Here is a 15,871-nt window from a genome sequence, read left to right on the forward strand (position 1 = left end):
GTGTGCGGCTGTGCGCGGCTCAGCGCGCGTCCTCGGGGTGCCGCTCCCCCGTCGCGTACGGGTTGTCCTCGCCCTCCCCGAGGATGCCGACGAACGCCTCGCCCTCCCCGGCGAAGGTGTACGCACCGCCCTCGACGCGGGCGATCAGGCCGCGCGTCCACGCGGCGTCCGCGTCGGCGGTGTGGACCCAGAGGTTCATGATCTCGCCGATGTGGCCGAGCTGCTCGGGGCCGTCCTCGGGCACGTAGTGCTCGGTGACGGACGCCCGCCACTCCTCGATCCCGCGGATCCGCTCCTTCAGGAGGGCCACCGCCTCGCCCCTCGGCAGGTCGACGATGAAGCCGATGCCCGCCGACTGGACGTCCATCTTCTGGTCGTACGACGTCAGGGACTCGCGCAGCAGCGACAGGAACTCCTCGGTGCCCTTGTCCGTGATCTCGTACTCGGTGCGCGGCGGTCCGCCGGCCGTGGACGGCGCGATCTCGTGGGCGTGCAGCAGGCCCTGCTTGGCCATCTGCTTGAGCGCGTGATAGATCGAGCCGGGCTTGGCGTTGGACCACTCGTGCGCGCCCCAGTACTCCAGGTCGTTGCGCACCTGGTAGCCGTGGGCCCGCCCGTGCTGGCGGACCGCGCCGAGCACGAGGAGACGGATCGCTGACATCCGTCCAGCCTAGGGGGTGTCCGCGAAGCCCCGTCGTCCGGTCAGCTCCAGGATGTGCCCTGTTCCATCGCCACCAGCTCGAAGGCGGTCCTGCCGTCCAGGGACTCGCGGATGATGTCGGCGTGCCCGGCGTGGCGGGCCGTCTCGCGGATCAGATGCAGTGCCAGCCAGCGCATCGAGACGCGGCCCTCCGGCGGGAACCAGGGGTCGTTCGGGAGCGCGAAGGTGTCGTCGAGACTCGGCACCGAGCGCAGGAACGCCTCCGTCTCGGCGGCGACCTTCTCCCAGTACGCGAGCTGGGAGGCGACCGTCTCGCCCTCCGTGAGGACGAAGCACTCGTGCCAGTTCGACTCGTCCCGCTTCACCGCGGGCTGCTCCCCCTTGGCCCGTGCGACCCAGCCCTGCTCGACCTCGGCGACGTGCTTGAGCAGCCCGCCGAGCGAGAGTTCGCTGGCGCTCGGCCTGCTCGCCGCCTGCTCCTCGGTCAGCCCCAGCAGTGCCCGGCGGATGCCGCCGCGCTGCTCCTCCACGAAGGCGAGCAGTGCTCCGCGTTCGTCGCCCTGCTCCTCGGCTCGCACGTGCGTGACCATGACCGGCCGCCTTTCATCGGGTCCTGTTGCCTGACACCGATGACGCTACGGACCCTTGCGGTCAGTTTCTGTCCGCAAGGGTCCGGGGCGCGAAGGCGTGTCAGCAGGGCCTGCCGGGAAGGCGCGTCAGAAGGGGAAGAGGCTCCGCCCGTGCTGCACCGAGATCCACTTCGTCGTGGTGAAGGCGTCGACCGTCGTCTCGCCGTTCAGGCGGCCGATGCCGGAGTGCTTCTCGCCGCCGAAGGGGACGAGGGGCTCGTCGTGGACGGTGCCGTCGTTGACGTGGAACATGCCGGTGTCGATCTGCTTGGCGAAGTTCACGCCGCGCTCGACGTCGGCCGTGTGGACGGCGCCGGAGAGGCCGTACGGGGTGTCGTTGACGATCCTGACCGCCTCCTCCTCGCCGTCGAACGGGACGAGGAAGACGACCGGGCCGAAGATCTCCTGCCGGAGCAGGCCCGAGTCGGCGGGGAGGCCGGTCAGGACGGAGGGCTCGACCAGGTTGTCGGTGGTCGAGCCGTGCAGCAGCGCGGTGGCACCCTCGGCGATCGCCTGCTCGACGGCACCCGAGAGCGCGTCCGCCTGCGAGGAGTTGATGACCGGGCCGATGACCGTCTGCGGGTCGCTCGGGTCACCGGTCTTCAGCGTCCTGACCTTGGCGACGAACTTCTCGGTGAACTCGGCCTCGATCGACCGGTCCACGAGGACACGGTTCGCGGCCATGCAGACCTGGCCCTGGTGGACGTAGCGGCTGAAGACCGCCGCGTCGACCGCGTAGTCGATGTCCGCGTCCTCCAGGACCACCAGGGCGCTGTTGCCGCCCAGTTCGAGCACCGAGCGCTTGAAGTTCGCGGCGCAGACCGTGGCCACGTGACGGCCGACCTTGTCGGAGCCGGTGAAGGAGATGACCTTCGGGACCGGGTGCTCGATGAAGGCGTCGCCGATCTCGGCGATGTCGGTGATGACGACGTTGAGGAGACCACCGGGCAGGCCCGCGTCCTCGAAGATCTTCGCGACCAGGGAACCGCCGACGATCGGGGTGTTCTGGTGCGGCTTCAGGACCACGCCGTTGCCGAGCGCGAGAGCCGGCGCGACGGACTTGATCGACAGCAGGAAGGGGAAGTTGAAGGGGCTGATGACACCCACGACGCCGACCGGGACGCGGTAGAGGCGGTTCTCCTTGCCGTCGACCGGCGAGGGGATGATCTTCCCTTCGGGGCGCAGCGCCAGCTGGACCGACTCGCGCAGGAACTCCCGGACGAGGTGCAGCTCGAAGGCCGCCTTGAGGCGGGTGCCGCCGAGCTCGGCGATGATGACCTCGGCGATCTCCGCCTCGCGCTCGTCGATGAGGGCGAGTGCCTTCTCGAAGACCGCACGCCGCGCGTACGCGTTCGTCGCGCCCCACTTCTTCTGGGCGCGCTCGGCGGCGCGGTAGGCGTCATCGACCTCTTCGACCGTGGCTATCGTGATCGACGCCAGCTTCTCGCCGTCGTACGGGTTGAAGTCGATGATGTCCCAGGAGCCCGTTCCCGGGCGCCACTCGCCGTCGATGTACTGCTGGGCCAGGTCGGTGAAGTAGGACGACATGTGCTCCCTCAATCCCTGTGCTGCCGAGGCAGTCCTGGCCCGGGTCAGCAGACATCCGATCACGGTCTGATCACACGTCATCGTACTTGTGTTTCAAGGGAGTTGAAGAAGGCCTGGGAAGTCTGTGGGGACTCTCAGGACAGCTGGAGCAGCCCCCGCAGGAGATCGCGGCTCTCGGACGGCCCGGGGCTGTCCTGCTGCAGCTGCTTGAGCGCGCTCTCGTACTGGGTGACGTCCTCGCGCTTGTCCAGGTAGAGCGCGCTGGTGAGCTGCTCCAGATAGACGACGTCCGACAGGTCGGACTCCGGGAAGCTCAGGATGGTGAAGGAACCGCTCTCGCCGGAGTGCCCGCCGAAGCTGAACGGCATGACCTGAAGCCGTACGTTGGGCTGCTCCGAGACCTCGATCAGATGCTGGAGCTGTCCGCGCATCACCTCGCGGTCGCCGTACGGGCGGCGCAGCGCGGCCTCGTCGAGGACGATGTGGAACTCGGGGGCGTTCTCCGAGACGAGATACTTCTGGCGCTCCAGCCGTAGGGCCACACGCCGGTCGACGTCGGCGGCGGAGGCGCCCTTCATCCCGCGCCGGACGACCGCGTGGGCGTACGCCTCGGTCTGCAACAGGCCGTGCACGAACTGCACTTCGTACACCCGGATCAGGTGGGCCGCGCCCTCGAGGCCGACGTAGGTGGGGAACCAGCTGGGCAGGACGTCGGAGTAACTGTGCCACCAGCCCGCGACGTTGGCCTCTTTGGCGAGCGAGACCAGGGAGGTGCGCTCGGCCTCGTCGTTGATGCCGTAGAGCGTCAGCAGATCCTCGACGTCGCGCGTCTTGAAGCTCACCCTTCCCAACTCCATGCGACTGATCTTCGATTCGGAGGCGCGGATCGAGTAACCGGCCGCTTCACGGGTGATGCCACGCGCCTCACGCAGGCGCCGCAGATGTGACCCCAGCAGCATGCGCCGCACCACCGAGCCGCTCGACTCACCAGCGCTCACGTTCGTCAGCCTCCCCAACCGTCTTCCAGACGCCGAAGTCTGCCACTAAAACACTTCAAGCTGTACTCGTTCGGTTACGGAAACGGAAAGTAGCCAAAGGAGCCGCACAGGAAAGGATCAGTACGGGGTCAACAACTGGGAATAAGGTGACAGAAGAAATGAGTAAGAAGTAGGAGAGGAAGGTCCAATTCGGGCGCGTGCACGTGCATCTGCCCTTGCATCTGCTGTACGCATTCGGAACCATGGTCCCCGCGCCACCGCTGCATCGCAACGACCGCGAACACCCGGGAGTGCCTCGCATGGGGACGAATGGATCGACCATGCTCGAACCCTTACGGCAGGGACTTCCGCCTCTCGATCCCGCGGCCGTGTCCAGCGCCGCCTCGTGCGCCTTGCCCGCCCGCTACGAAGCGGTGCGCGAGGCCCGGCAGTTCACCCGCGGCACGCTGGACCAGTGGGAGATAGGCGACCGTTTCGACGACGTCTGTCTGGTGGTCTCCGAACTCGTCACCAACGCCCTGCGGCACGCGCTGCCCTCGGACACGCCCCGCAAGGACGACCAAGGGCCGCCCGTACGGCTGCACTTGATGCGGTGGACCTCGCGTCTGGTGTGCGCGGTGCGCGACCCCAGCCATGACAGTCCGGTGGCCGGCGACTCGGACGACTTCTCTGCGGAGTCGGGGCGCGGCCTCTTCCTGGTCGACTCGTTCTCCGACAGCTGGGGCTGGCACCCGCTCGCCGGAACACTCAGCGGCAAGGTCGTGTGGGCGTTGTTCCGGCTGGGACCGCAGCCCCCGGCCGCGCTCCCCTCCGAATGACGAACCGCGGCGCTTTTCGGCGCCGCGGTTCTACGCGCGTTACTGAACGGCGAGTGAGGTTTGTCCTCGATTGACGCCGACGTGCCCGCCGACATTCCCGGCGCCGGCACCGCTGCGGCCCGCACCCCTGCGGCCGACTCGCCCGAAACGGCCCGCGACCACGGCCGTCAGCCCGCGATCAGATGATCGAACTCGCCGTCCTTGATGCCCAGCAGCATCGCCTCGATCTCGGCACGTGTGTAGACGAGCGCGGGCCCCTCGGGGAACCGCGAATTCCGCACGGCCACGTCGCCACCGGGCAACCGCGCGAACTCCACGCAGGAACCCTGTGAGTTGCTGTGCCGACTCTTCTGCCAGGCGACGCCGTTCAGCTCGGTCGCGGCCATGCCGTTGTACACGTCTTCAGCCATGCCGTCGTACACGTCATCCACGTCGAACACGTCGTGGTCCACAGGTCGCTCCCCGGTCGTGCAGTGGCTGAGGTGGCCATAGATGCAGTAGTCAACTGACTCGGATCATAGCTCTGTTCATGTGCAGATGCATGGGCAGATGCACGTGCACGCGGGGTAGGCCTGCGGTTACAGCTTTTACCGGCACTTGACTACCGGCTGTCGTCCGCCCGACTACGGCCTGCAGCTCACCGAATTGCGGAACGGACTACATCCGGTCCAGCGCATTCCCCAGAGCTCGCATCACATGCGACCTCCAGCCCCCGTCCATGATCTTCCGCGCCATCATCTGTGCGGGATCGTCCGGATCGAATCCCTCGTGTACTAGGAAGAGACGCGTACCGCGCCCTTCCTGTTCCAGTGTCCAAGTAATGGTCCACTCGGCGGGACGGGAGGGGTCCGCGTCCGCCCACCGGACGCTCAGCATCCGCTCCCGCTCATAGGCGAGAACGCGCACGTCGACGGTGCCGGAGAAGTTCGTGTTGGGGCGCGGGACCGCGGTCAGTGCGTACCGGTGGCCGACCTCGAGCCGGAAGTTCTCGGACCCCGGCATCTGCCACTGCGCGAGCAGTTCGGGCTCGGTGAGGGCGCGCCAGACCTTGGCGGGCGGATGCGGCAGGAACTGGTCGACGCGGATGGTCGTGAGGTCGTCGTCCTCTGGGGCGGAGTTCATGTCCCGGCATCATCGGGCATGCGATCCAGAAGATCGCCGAGCCCCTTCAGCCGGTCGCGCCAGAACCGCTCGTACGGATGGAGCCAGTCCTGCACATCGGCGAGCGGGGCGGCCTCCAGACGGTAGATGCGCTGCCGGCCCGCGCGCTCCTCGGACACGAGTCCGGCCCCCCGGAGCACCTTGAGGTGTTCCGAGAGGCTGGGGCGCCGCATGGCGAAGTGATCGGCCAGGGCCTGGACGGGCTGGGGCCCCTGCTCGCGCAGCAGCCGGAGCACCTCGCGGCGGGTGGCGTTGGCGAGCGCGGCGAAGATCTGGTCCTCGCGGGCTCCGGCGGGAGTTCCGGTAGGAGTTCCGGCGGAAGCATCATCGTCAGGAACCTCGGCGGGGGCTCCGGCGGACGCTCCGGCAGGCGCCCCGGCGGAGGCGCCGGCCGGGACCCCGGCGGGGGCGCCGGCAGGGACCCCGGCAGTGGTACCGGCGGGGGCGCCGGCAGGGACCCTGGCAGTGGTTCCGGCGGGGGCGCCGGCGGAAGCCCCGTCCCCGACCGCCGAGGCGACCCCGGGTCCCGGGGCGGCATCGACTCCCGGGGCGACCCCGACTCCAGGGGCGGCATCGGCCTCAGTCCCGGCCTCGGTCCCGGCCCCGGTCCGGATCACAGTCATGGCGCGCTCAGCACCCTTCGCTCCTACTCCGAGGCCGCTTCCAGGGCCTTCTCCGTGATCAGCATCAGACTGTTGCCGTCCGGGTCGCGGAACGAGGCCATGCGGCCCCAGGGGAGGTCGTCGGGACCCTCCACCGCGACACCCGCGGCGGTGAGCCGCGCGCAGTCGGCGTCGACATCGGTCGTGACCAACATGATCCCCCGGGTCTCGCCGGGCGTGAAACTCCCCATGCCCGGACCCGAGAGCGTGAAGACGGTCTGCGCCCCCTCGGGCGCGACCTGGAGCCACCGGCCGGGCGGCATGTCCAGGTCGGCGGTGACCTGGAAACCGAGGACGTCCGCATAGAAGCGCAGGGCCCGGTCCTGGTCGGCGACGGGGAGGGTGATGAAGGAGGCGTGGGTGATGTTCATGGGACCGCAGCATAGGTAGGAGTTTCCCTACGCGTCAATCGTAGGGAAACTCCTACCTATGGCGTTCCGTGGCAGGTGCTTGACGTGTCACCGCACCCGGACTCTCGCCCCCTCTCCGGTGTAGCCGCCCGGAGCCGGGGGAAGCCGCGTGAGCAAGCGCACGAGGTTTCCCGCCGGGGGCTCGCGGGTCCTCCTGATAACTTGCTGCGACCGTCCGGGCGACCCGCATCCATCCCACCCTTGGGGGCTTCAGTGACTACGGCGACCTTCCCGTCCCGCCCGGCACGCACCACGGCCGCGGCCGTGGGTCTGGCCGCGGCGCTCGCGCTGACCGGTTGCAGCAGCGGCGGCGACTCCGGGGACCCGTCGGCGAGCCCGAGCGCGTCCGCCACGGACGGCGCCGGTACGGGTGGCGCCGGTACCGGTGGCGGCTCCGGAAGCACGTCCTCGGCGGGCGGCAAGCTCCAGGGCAGCTGGCTCACCACCGCGGGCGGCAAGGCCGTGGTTCTGATGATCAACGGCAAGCAAGCGGGCCTCTTCGCGACCGGCGGCACCATGTGCAGCGGCACCTCGGCCGAGGAGGCGAACATGCGGATGATCCGCCTCACCTGCACGGACGGCAGCAAGAAGCGTGCCGTCGGCATGGTCGACTCCGTCAGCGGTACGACCCTGAAGGTCACCTGGGAGGGTGACCTCGGCCAGGAGACGTACACCAAGAGCGAGGGTGGGGAGCTGCCCACGGGACTGCCCACGGCGAGCCTGGGCTCCTGATCCGGCAAGCCTGGGCTCCTGACCGGCGAGCCCGGCCGCCGATCCGGCGCACCCGACCGAGCGGACGGCCGAACCCCTGGGATTCGGCCGTCCGCTCAGTCGTTGCAGCCGATCGGCCCTCGGGCTCGGGCTCGGACGGCTCGGGCTCGGACCCGGGCTCGGACCCGGCTCGGGCTCGGACCCGGCTCGGACTCGGACCCGGCTCGGGCTCGGGCTCGGCTCGGACTCGGGCTCGGCTCGACTCCGGTTCCCTCTCCGGCTCCCGCTCAGGGTCAAGCTCAGGGTCAAGCTCAGGCTCGTACGATGGCCCACCCCCGAAAGAGCGATCCCCTTCGGCCCGGAGTCGGCTCATTCCGTCAGCGCGGGGAAGACCCTGGGACAAAAACGGGCGATATCGGTCCGGGGCGGGTGAACGGCCAGGGGTGCGCAACCTCGGTGGACCCGCGTGCGTGATGATCCATGCACATCGTCACGACCCCCAGGGGAACCCATGCGCGCTCTGCCCATCGCCGTCACCGTCCTCGCGGCGGCCCTCGCCCTGACCTCCTGCGACGACGGCGGTTCCAGCGACTCCGGGAAGTCCGGAGGCTCCTCCGCCCCCGCGAAGAAGGACACTGTCGCGGCCTGCGGGATCGGGGACACCGACATCCAGGTCGGTCCCGCGAACGCCGCCACGACCGCCGGGGACACGGGCAACATCCCGGTCACCCTCACGAACAAGGGCGCCGCGTGCACCCTGAAGGGCTTCCCCAGCCTCTCCGTACAGGCGGGCGGCACCTCCGCGGACATCGTCGCGGACGAATCCGCGCAGCCGGCCGAGCTGCCCCTCGCCAAGGGCGAGACCGCGTCCTTCACCATCACCTACGTCCGGGGCGCGGAAGGCGACGCGAAGACCCTCGCCGCGAAGACCCTGAAGATCGCCCTGCCCGGCGCCGACACCACCCAGGACTTCCCGTGGTCGTACGGCCCGGTCGCGGGCAAGGGATCGGCGAGCGAACCGAACGCCTCCGTGACGGCGTTCCAGCACGCGGGCGACTGACGGCGGACGAACGCCCGCCCTGCCGGGCTCCTACGGGAGCGGGCGCCGGTCCCTGACCCGCGCCCGGTCCGCCGCCGCGGCACCCGCGTGCCATCCGGCCTCGTCGGTGACCCCACGTATCCGGGTCGTCACGGTCTCGGGGAACATCCGGTCCAGGTGGTCCGCGACCGCCACGTCGCGGGCCGCGAGCACCGGCAGCAACTCCCCCTCCGTGGCGGTCACCTGGCCCTCGGCGACCGACGCGAGCCGGTCGCCGATCCGGTGCGCGTAGGCGGCGAGGAACGACTGCCGGAAGGTCTTCGTGCGCTTGCGGCCACCCGCCCGCTGTGCCGCCTCCGCCTTCGTCATCGCCGCCGTGGCCTGCACGAGGAGCGAGGTGTAGAGCAGCTCGACCGCCTCCAGATCGGGTTCGAAGCCGACCACGGTCGAGAAGCCGAGGGCCTCGTTCCACACGGCCCGGCAGCGGTTCGCACCGGCCACCGCGTCCAGGAGCACCGCCTTGGCCGTCTCGTACGGCGGCTCGACGCCGATCCGGCAGGCGCCGGGCGCGTCCTTCGCGTGGGTCCGGGCGGCGAGCAGCGCCTCGTCGATGCTGTGCCGCGCCATCAGCTCCTGCGCCTTGGCGCTGAGTGCCTCCGCCTCCTCCGGGAACCCGGTCGCCTCCGCCTTCGCGAGCAGGGCGCGGATGCGGGTGAGCATGCGTGTCTCCTGCGGCGCGGCCGCCGTGGTCGCCGCCCGCGGCGCGTCCAGCGGCTCGATGGCGGGCAGGCGCAGGAGCAGACGGTAGAGCTCCAGGACGGCGGTGGCGCGGGAGAAGCGGTCGGTGCGGACGTCGTGGGGCTCGGCCTCCAGCTCGTCGAGCTGGGCCGCCCAGCGCGCGCCCCGGGCCGAGCGGTCCCCTTCCCGCTCCTTGAGGATCGAGGACGTCACCAGGCGTACGTGGACGTCGTCCAGGTCGCGCCGCACGATCCGTACGAGGTCGGCGGGCTGCCAGCCGCGCCGCCAGGCCGCCGCGACGAACTCCTCACCGCGCCGGGCGAGTTCGGCGTCGGAAGCCGGATCGGCTGCGAGCAGGGAGGCGCCGGTGTCGAGGGCCGATTCGGAGTCGGCGTAGAGGGCGGCCCCGAAGGCGCGCTCCACGATGCTGGACGTACTCATTCCCCGATCGTGTCACGGGCCGGCCGGGTCCCCGAGGTATGGCCTGCCCCACCCCCGGGACGCCCCCTGGTGGTCGTGTCCGGGCGGCCGGCGGACGGTTCGCTGGAGCCATGCCGAACACCGCCGCGCGTCTCCGATCCCCCGCGCATCCCCGACCCCCCGCCGACCTCCAGCCCTCCGCACGCCTCCGGCCCTGCGCATGCCTCCGGCCTTCAGCGCGCCTCCAGCCTTCCGTACGCCTCCGATCCTCCGGACGGCTGCGGACCTACGTACGGCTCCGATCCTCCGTACGCCTCCAGACTTCCGCACGTCCCCAGACCTCCGCAGAGCACCGGACCTCCACATGTCCCCAGACCTCCGCACGGCACCGGACCTCCGCACGGCACCGGACCTCCGTACGGCACCGGGCCTCCGCACGGCACCGGACCTCCGTACGGCTCGGGTCCGCGAGCCGGGATCACCGGGGCGCCGTCCCGCCGGGCGGGGTGAGCTTGGATCGCCCGGCCGGGGAGGCCGGACCGGACAAGGAGGCCGGAGAAGGCCGGGCGGCCGGTGCGACCGGGGTGGAGTGGGTGTCGTGCTGAGCCTCGCGTCGCTGCGGTCGCGCTGGCCGTCCCTTCTCGGGTGTTTTGTCGCCGTCACGCTCGGGGTGGCGGTGATGACGGCCATGGGGCTGGGCCTCGCCGCCGCGCTCGATCCGCCCAAGCGCCCGCCGACCCGGTTCGCGGCCTCGCCGGTCGTGGTGATGGGCCAGGACACCGTCACGATGGAGGTCCGGCGGGGGCCGGATACCGCCCTGGCGTCGAAGCCGCTGGCCCATCCACACCCTGTGGACAGCGCGTTGATCGCCGAACTCGGGACTTTGGGACGTGTCCGGACCGATGGCGCGGCCCGGGACGCGGTCGGCGTCGACGCTCCCGTCGCGGCCGTACGGCGGCTCGTCGGCGACCGCGCCCGCGTGCTCACCGGCGACGAACGGCACCGGGCCGACCCCTCCGCCGCGCGGGACGCCGAGGCGCTGGTCGGAGTCGACGCGCTGCTGGGCACGGCGGCCGGAGTGGCGGCCTTCGTCTCGGTCTTCGTGACGGCGTCGACCTTCGCGTTCGTAGTGGCCCTGCGGCGAAGGGAGTTCGGGCTGCTGCGCCTGGTCGGCGCCCTGCCGGGGCAGGTCCGGCGGACCGTGCTCGGGGAGGCGCTCGCGGTGGGGCTCACGGCCTCGGCGGCGGGCTGCGCGCTGGGCGGCCGTGAAGCGCCCCTGCTCGTACGGTCGTTGGTGGACGGCGGGGTGGCGCCGCCCTGGTTCGCACTGCGGGACGGGACGTACTGGCCGTACGAAGTCGCCTTCTGCACAGGGGTGTCGGTGGCCCTCGCGGGGGCCTGGGCCTCCGCGAGGCGGGCGGGGCGGACCGGCCCCCTGGAGTCGCTGCGCGAGGCGTCGGTGGACACGGGCGTGATGCCGCGCTCCCGGCGGGTGACCGGGGTGGTCCTGCTGGCGGCCGGACTCGGGCTGACGGCCTGGACGCTGTACGCGGACCCGGCGGCGCTCCTGAAGCGCAAGACCTACGCGACGCAGCCGATGGTGCTGATCACGGCGGTGGCCGTGCTGGCACCGATGCTGGTCGGCCCGGCCGTACGGCTGCTTCCGCTCCAGCGGCTCCCTCGCGCGTACGGGCTGCTGATCCGCGAGAACGCGGCAGCCTCCGTCCGGCGCACCGCCGCCGTGGCCGCTCCCGTCCTGGTGACGGTCGCGCTGGCCGGATCGCTGCTCGGTTCGGCGGCGACCGTGACGGAGGCGCGGGCGACGGAGGCACGGGAGCGGACGCGGGCTCAGTTCGTCGTCACCGGTGAGCACGTGAAGAAGGTGACGGTACCCGGCGCGACGGTGTCCGCGACCGCGTCGACCGCCGTCTTCGTACGCGAGGAAGGGACCGCGCTCCTACGGTCGGACGCACGGGCGGTGAACGACGTGGCGGCGTTCGTGTCGGTGACCCGGCTGCCGGTGGTCGCGGGCGACGTGCGCGATCTCGACGACCGCTCGATCGTCGTCGACGAGGAGTGGGAACACCACAAGGTGGGCTCCTGGGTCTCCGTCCGGCTGGGCGACGGGCGGCCCGCCCGGCTGCGGATCGCGGCCGTCCTGGCACGCGGCACCGGCGACAACGGGGCGTACGTGACGACGGCCAACGCACCGGGTTCGACCGTCGACCGCCTCGACGCGCGGATGCTGCGCGGGGCCGACCCGGCGGCGGTCGCGCAGGCGCTGCGGCTGTCCGGCGGCACGGTGCGCACCACCCCGGCCTGGCTGGCCGCGACCCACCCGCGCGGCGGCCCGCAGACCCGGCTCGGGCTCCTGGTGGTCCTGGGGATCGCCCTCGTCTACGCCGGGATCTCCCTCGCCGGCACCTGTCTGATGGCGACCTCCGCGCGGGGTGCGGAGCTCCGGTCCCTGCGCCGGGCGGGCGCCACCCGGGCGCAGGCGCTGGGCGTGGTCGCGGGCGAGGCGGCGGTCGCGGTCTGCGTGGGCGCGGCACTCGGGGCCGTCGTCGCCGGGGTGAATCTCGCGGGGCTGGCGGGAGCGCTGGGTCGGTTGTCGGCACCGGCGGGCGTGGTGGTGCCCTGGGGGCCGCTGTCCGGGTGCGTGGCGGTGTGCCTGGTGATCGGGGTGGGGGCTTCGGTGGCGGGGGCGTGGCGGCGGACGTGACGGGACGGTCCCGTCGGCCGACGCGGACGGAACGGCCCCGTCGGCCGACGCGGACGGAACGGCCCCGTCGGCCGACGGGGCTGCTCGGCCCGGCGCGGCTCCTCGGCCCGGCGCGACCCCCCAGGCTGGCGCCCCCAGGCCGGCGCGACTCCCCGGCCCGGCGCGCCCCCCGACCCAGCGCGCCCCCCGACCCAGCGCGCCCCCAGGTCGGTGCACCCCCTCCCGGGTCGACGCAACCCTCCAGACCGACGCGACCCCCGGGCCGACGCAAACCTCCCCCGGGTGAGCGCAACTCGTCGGGCCGGCTCAGCCCTCCCCCTGGTCGGCGCGACGCTCACCCGGGCCGACGAAGCGCTCGACCGGAGCTGCCGAAGCCCCCCCCCCGACTCGGGACGCCGCCACCAGAGCAGCTGTCAACTTCGGGTTGACACCCCTGAACTGTCAACCTACCGTTGACACATGACGACGAATCCACCCGGCAAGGCATCAGTGCGTCTCGACGACCTCATCGAGGCCATCAAGAAGGTGCACAGCGACGCGCTCGACCAGCTCCAGGACGCGGTGATCGCGGCGGATCACCTGGGAGACGTGGCCGACCACCTGATCGGGCACTTCGTGGACCAGGCGCGGCGCTCGGGGGCGTCCTGGACGGACATCGGCAGGAGCATGGGAGTCACCCGGCAGGCCGCGCAGAAGCGGTTCGTACCGAAGGCGGAGGCGGACCTCGACCCCAGCCAGGGGTTCGGCCGCTACACCGAGCGGGCCCGCAAGGTGGTCATGGTCGCGCACAACGAGTGCAAGGCGACGGGCGGCACCGAAGGACTGCCCGCGCACCTCGTCCTCGGCCTGCTCAGCGAGCCCGACGCCATCGCCGCCCGGGCGATCACCGCGCAGGGCGTCTCCCTGAAGGCAGTCCGCGAGGCGGCCACCGCGACGCTCCCGCCCGCCGCCGACGAGGTCCCCGAACTGGTCCCGTACGGCCCCGCCGCCAAGAAGGTCCTGGAACTCACCTTCCGCGAGGCTCTCCGCCTCGGCCACAACTACGTCGGCACCGAGCACATCCTGCTCGCCCTCCTGGAGTTCGAGAACGGCGAGGGCGCCCTCAGCTCCGCCGGCGTCGACAAGGCGGCGTCCGAGGCATACATCGGACGCATGATCGAGGAGCTCGTCAAGCAGAAGGCGGCGGAGGGGAACGGGTAGCCGAGAGCGACGACCGGCGGGAGGCGGCAGGTCCGACGCGTCACCCGCCGCGTCACCGGAGGGCATTGTCAGACCCCCCTGCGAGACTCAAAAGCATGACCGAGCGCTGGGCTCTCGCGCCGGCCGAGGACGGCGGCGCGGAGATCGCCGCCCTCGGCCCGGACGGGCTGCCCACGGGGCCGGTCCGCCGGGAACCGGACCTCGCCGAGGCCGTGCGCACCCGGCCGGACGTGAGCCGGTGGGTGTGGCGGTCGACGGCCGATGTCTATCCGAGACTGCTCGCCACGGGGGTGCGAGTGGAGCGGTGTTACGACATGGAGGCCGCCGAGACCCTGCTGCTCGGACACGAGGGGCGGCTCGGCGAGCCCCGGTCGGCGGCCGCCGCGCTGGCGAGACTGCGCGGCGGCCCCGTGCCGCCGGACCCGCCGCAGCGTTCCGCCGAGCCCGGTTCACAGTCCTCCCTCTTCGAACCGCGCCCGGTCCACCTACCGCTGGCGGATCTCCTCACGGTGTACGCCGACCAGCAGCGCCGCCACGACACGGCAGCGCATCCGGGGCGGATGCGGCTGCTCACGGCCTCCGAGTCCGCGGGGATGCTGGTCGCCGCCGAGATGAACCTGTCGGGGCTGCCGTGGAGCGCGGAGGTCCACCGGGACGTGCTGCACGAACTGCTCGGCGAGCGGTACACCGGAGGCGGTGAACCCCGGCGCCTCGCCGAGCTCACCGACGAGGTCTCCGCCGCCTTCGGCAGACGGGTCAGACCCGATCTGCCCGCCGACGTCGTCAAGGCGTTCGCGCAGGCCGGGATCAAGGTCAAGTCCACCCGGCGGTGGGAGATCGAGTCGATCGACCATCCGGCCGTGAAGCCGCTCCTCGAATACAAGAAGCTGTACCGCATCTGGGTCGCCCACGGCTGGTCCTGGCTCCAGGACTGGGTGCGCGACGGCCGGTTCCGGCCCGAATACCTGCCGGGCGGGACGGTCACCGGACGCTGGGTGACGAACGGCGGCGGCGCCCTCCAGATCCCCAAGGTGATCCGGCGCGCCGTCGTCGCCGATCCCGGCTGGCGGCTGGTCGTCGCCGACGCCGACCAGATGGAGCCCCGCGTCCTCGCGGCCATCTCGCGCGACCCCGGCCTGATGGAGGTCGCGGGCCGCGAGAGCGACCTCTATCAGTCGGTGTCGGACCGGGCCTTCTCCGGCGACCGCGCGCAGGCCAAACTCGCCGTGCTCGGCGCCGTCTACGGCCAGACGTCCGGCGACGGGCTGAAGAACCTCGCACTGCTCCGCCGCCGTTTCCCCCGGGCCGTGGCCTACGTCGACGACGCGGCCCGCGCCGGCGAGGAGGGGCGCCTCGTGCGGACCTGGCTCGGGCGGACCTGCCCGCCTGCGGCCGGGGCGGGCGAGGACAGCGGGGAAGAGGCGGGCATGCCGCAGGACGGTCCCGTGGACACCCCCGTCGACCAGGGCTGGGTGCCGGGTTACGCCTCCTCCGACTCCCGCGCCCGCGGACGGTTCGCACGCAACTTCGTCGTGCAGGGCAGCGCCGCCGACTGGGCCCTGCTGGTCCTGGCGGCACTGCGCCGCACCTGCTCCCAACTCGCCGCCGAGCTGGTCTTCTTCCAGCACGACGAGGTGATCGTGCACTGCCCCGAGGAGGAGGCCGACATCGTGGTGGCCGCCATCCGCGACGCGGCCGAACTCGCGGGCCGCCTCACCTTCGGGGAGACGCCGGTCCGCTTTCCGTTCACGACGGCGGTCGTGCGGTGCTACGCGGACGCCAAGTAGCCGGCCCGCGCGGCCTCCTGGGCTTTCGGCCTGAGTTCTCGGCCCCGGATTCCGTGCGGGACGACGAAGACGGTGGTGTCGGCGACTGCGAAGACGGTGGTATCGACGACGGCGAAGACGGTGGTATCGACGACGGCGACAGCGGCGGTGTCAGCGACCGCGACACCGGTGGTGATCAGCGACCGCGATGGCGGTAGTAGTCAGCGAAAGCGGTGGCGAACGGCGACCGCGATGGCATCGGTGAAAGCCACCGCCCACGGCGAACTTGAACGGCCGGTCCTGCTCCCAGGAGGAGTCGAACTCCCCTCCGGACGCGAACGTGACCTGCGGCGTTCCGGCCTGGAGGAGCCTGCCGTCCTGGTACGTG

Annotated in this window: 16 protein-coding genes and 1 pseudogene; 7 read left to right on the forward strand and 10 right to left on the reverse strand. The window is 71.6% G+C overall.

Translation table 11 applies throughout. The annotated features are described in order from the left end of the window. Positions 1–19: 19 nt before the first annotated feature. The 4 genes from OOK38_RS11570 to OOK38_RS11585 form a co-directional block, all read right to left on the reverse strand. Positions 20–661, reverse strand: a complete 642-nt coding sequence (locus OOK38_RS11570) for a PadR family transcriptional regulator (protein WP_266761195.1) — start codon at positions 659–661, stop codon at positions 20–22. Between the two features lie 41 nt (positions 662–702). Continuing rightward, positions 703–1,251 (reverse strand): DinB family protein, encoded by a 549-nt coding sequence (locus tag OOK38_RS11575; RefSeq protein ID WP_266761193.1) that lies wholly within the window; start codon positions 1,249–1,251, stop codon positions 703–705. 126 nt (positions 1,252–1,377) lie between these two features. Next, complete coding sequence (locus OOK38_RS11580) at positions 1,378–2,838, reverse strand: aldehyde dehydrogenase family protein (RefSeq protein ID WP_266761191.1); 1,461 nt, start codon at positions 2,836–2,838, stop codon at positions 1,378–1,380. 134 nt (positions 2,839–2,972) lie between these two features. Next, a complete protein-coding gene (locus OOK38_RS11585) occupies positions 2,973–3,797 on the reverse strand; it encodes a helix-turn-helix transcriptional regulator (protein WP_266765787.1) in 825 nt (274 codons plus the stop codon). Positions 3,798–4,135: 338 nt separating this feature from the next. Between OOK38_RS11585 and OOK38_RS11590 the strand changes: the two genes are divergently transcribed. Then, positions 4,136–4,654, forward strand: coding sequence for an ATP-binding protein (locus tag OOK38_RS11590; RefSeq protein WP_266761189.1), 519 nt, complete (start codon positions 4,136–4,138; stop codon positions 4,652–4,654). 167 nt (positions 4,655–4,821) lie between these two features. Here the strand turns inward: OOK38_RS11590 and OOK38_RS11595 are convergent, their stop codons facing one another. The 4 genes from OOK38_RS11595 to OOK38_RS11610 all read right to left on the reverse strand — a co-directional run bounded on the left by OOK38_RS11595 (position 4,822) and on the right by OOK38_RS11610 (position 6,848). Further along, a complete protein-coding gene (locus OOK38_RS11595) occupies positions 4,822–5,064 on the reverse strand; it encodes a DUF397 domain-containing protein (RefSeq protein ID WP_266765786.1) in 243 nt (80 codons plus the stop codon). Positions 5,065–5,311: 247 nt separating this feature from the next. Beyond that, a complete protein-coding gene (locus OOK38_RS11600; protein ID WP_266761187.1) occupies positions 5,312–5,776 on the reverse strand; it encodes an SRPBCC domain-containing protein in 465 nt (154 codons plus the stop codon). Then, positions 5,773–6,087 (reverse strand): metalloregulator ArsR/SmtB family transcription factor, encoded by a 315-nt coding sequence (locus OOK38_RS11605; protein WP_266765785.1) that lies wholly within the window; start codon positions 6,085–6,087, stop codon positions 5,773–5,775. Before OOK38_RS11605 ends, OOK38_RS11600 begins: the two co-directional genes overlap by 4 nt. Positions 6,088–6,461: 374 nt before the next feature. Beyond that, on the reverse strand, positions 6,462–6,848 hold the full coding sequence (locus OOK38_RS11610; protein WP_266761185.1) for a VOC family protein: 387 nt from the start codon (positions 6,846–6,848) through the stop codon (positions 6,462–6,464). A gap of 252 nt (positions 6,849–7,100) precedes the next feature. Here OOK38_RS11610 and OOK38_RS11615 point away from each other — a divergent pair, with 252 nt between their 5' ends. Both OOK38_RS11615 and OOK38_RS11620 read left to right on the forward strand, forming a co-directional pair. Continuing rightward, positions 7,101–7,619 (forward strand): hypothetical protein, encoded by a 519-nt coding sequence (locus OOK38_RS11615; RefSeq protein ID WP_266761183.1) that lies wholly within the window; start codon positions 7,101–7,103, stop codon positions 7,617–7,619. Between the two features lie 490 nt (positions 7,620–8,109). After that, positions 8,110–8,658 (forward strand): DUF4232 domain-containing protein, encoded by a 549-nt coding sequence (locus OOK38_RS11620; RefSeq protein WP_266761181.1) that lies wholly within the window; start codon positions 8,110–8,112, stop codon positions 8,656–8,658. 30 nt (positions 8,659–8,688) lie between these two features. On the opposite strand, the gene OOK38_RS11625 is transcribed toward OOK38_RS11620, so the two are convergent. Further along, the gene (locus tag OOK38_RS11625; protein WP_266761179.1) at positions 8,689–9,816 is read right to left on the reverse strand and encodes a DUF2786 domain-containing protein; all 1,128 of its coding nucleotides are present in this window, start codon (positions 9,814–9,816) and stop codon (positions 8,689–8,691) included. A gap of 577 nt (positions 9,817–10,393) precedes the next feature. Between OOK38_RS11625 and OOK38_RS11630 the strand changes: the two genes are divergently transcribed. From OOK38_RS11630 to OOK38_RS11645, 4 genes are all read left to right on the forward strand, one after another. Next, a complete protein-coding gene (locus tag OOK38_RS11630) occupies positions 10,394–12,517 on the forward strand; it encodes an FtsX-like permease family protein (protein ID WP_266761177.1) in 2,124 nt (707 codons plus the stop codon). 459 nt (positions 12,518–12,976) lie between these two features. Then, positions 12,977–13,717, forward strand: a complete 741-nt coding sequence (locus OOK38_RS11635) for a Clp protease N-terminal domain-containing protein (RefSeq protein WP_266761175.1) — start codon at positions 12,977–12,979, stop codon at positions 13,715–13,717. Between the two features lie 95 nt (positions 13,718–13,812). Further along, positions 13,813–15,504, forward strand: a complete 1,692-nt coding sequence (locus OOK38_RS11640) for a bifunctional 3'-5' exonuclease/DNA polymerase (protein ID WP_266761173.1) — start codon at positions 13,813–13,815, stop codon at positions 15,502–15,504. A gap of 53 nt (positions 15,505–15,557) precedes the next feature. After that, entirely contained in the window at positions 15,558–15,701 is a 144-nt protein-coding gene (locus OOK38_RS11645; RefSeq protein WP_266766039.1) for a hypothetical protein, read from the forward strand. A 49-nt stretch (positions 15,702–15,750) separates the two neighbouring features. Here OOK38_RS11645 and OOK38_RS11650 read toward each other — a convergent pair. Beyond that, a pseudogene (locus OOK38_RS11650) lies at positions 15,751–15,864 on the reverse strand (FKBP-type peptidyl-prolyl cis-trans isomerase); the annotation flags it as partial. Between the last annotated feature and the right edge of the window lie 7 nt (positions 15,865–15,871).

It is taken from the genome of Streptomyces sp. NBC_00568 (assembly GCF_026341855.1).
Taxonomy (GTDB): Bacteria; Actinomycetota; Actinomycetes; order Streptomycetales; family Streptomycetaceae; genus Streptomyces.

Excerpts from the sequence above, each read along its gene's own strand:
- OOK38_RS11625 (WP_266761179.1), bottom strand. The coding sequence starts at position 9,816 with ATGAGTACGTCCAGCATCGTGGAGCGCGCCTTCGGGGCCGCCCTCTAC.
- OOK38_RS11600 (WP_266761187.1), bottom strand. The coding sequence starts at position 5,776 with ATGAACTCCGCCCCAGAGGACGACGACCTCACGACCATCCGCGTCGAC.
- OOK38_RS11640 (WP_266761173.1), top strand. The coding sequence starts at position 13,813 with ATGACCGAGCGCTGGGCTCTCGCGCCGGCCGAGGACGGCGGCGCGGAG.
- OOK38_RS11610 (WP_266761185.1), bottom strand. The coding sequence starts at position 6,848 with ATGAACATCACCCACGCCTCCTTCATCACCCTCCCCGTCGCCGACCAG.
- OOK38_RS11635 (WP_266761175.1), top strand. The coding sequence starts at position 12,977 with ATGACGACGAATCCACCCGGCAAGGCATCAGTGCGTCTCGACGACCTC.
- OOK38_RS11620 (WP_266761181.1), top strand. The coding sequence starts at position 8,110 with ATGCGCGCTCTGCCCATCGCCGTCACCGTCCTCGCGGCGGCCCTCGCC.
- OOK38_RS11590 (WP_266761189.1), top strand. The coding sequence starts at position 4,136 with ATGGGGACGAATGGATCGACCATGCTCGAACCCTTACGGCAGGGACTT.
- OOK38_RS11580 (WP_266761191.1), bottom strand. The coding sequence starts at position 2,838 with ATGTCGTCCTACTTCACCGACCTGGCCCAGCAGTACATCGACGGCGAG.
- OOK38_RS11585 (WP_266765787.1), bottom strand. The coding sequence starts at position 3,797 with ATGCTGCTGGGGTCACATCTGCGGCGCCTGCGTGAGGCGCGTGGCATC.
- OOK38_RS11595 (WP_266765786.1), bottom strand. The coding sequence starts at position 5,064 with ATGGCTGAAGACGTGTACAACGGCATGGCCGCGACCGAGCTGAACGGC.
- OOK38_RS11570 (WP_266761195.1), bottom strand. The coding sequence starts at position 661 with ATGTCAGCGATCCGTCTCCTCGTGCTCGGCGCGGTCCGCCAGCACGGG.
- OOK38_RS11575 (WP_266761193.1), bottom strand. The coding sequence starts at position 1,251 with ATGGTCACGCACGTGCGAGCCGAGGAGCAGGGCGACGAACGCGGAGCA.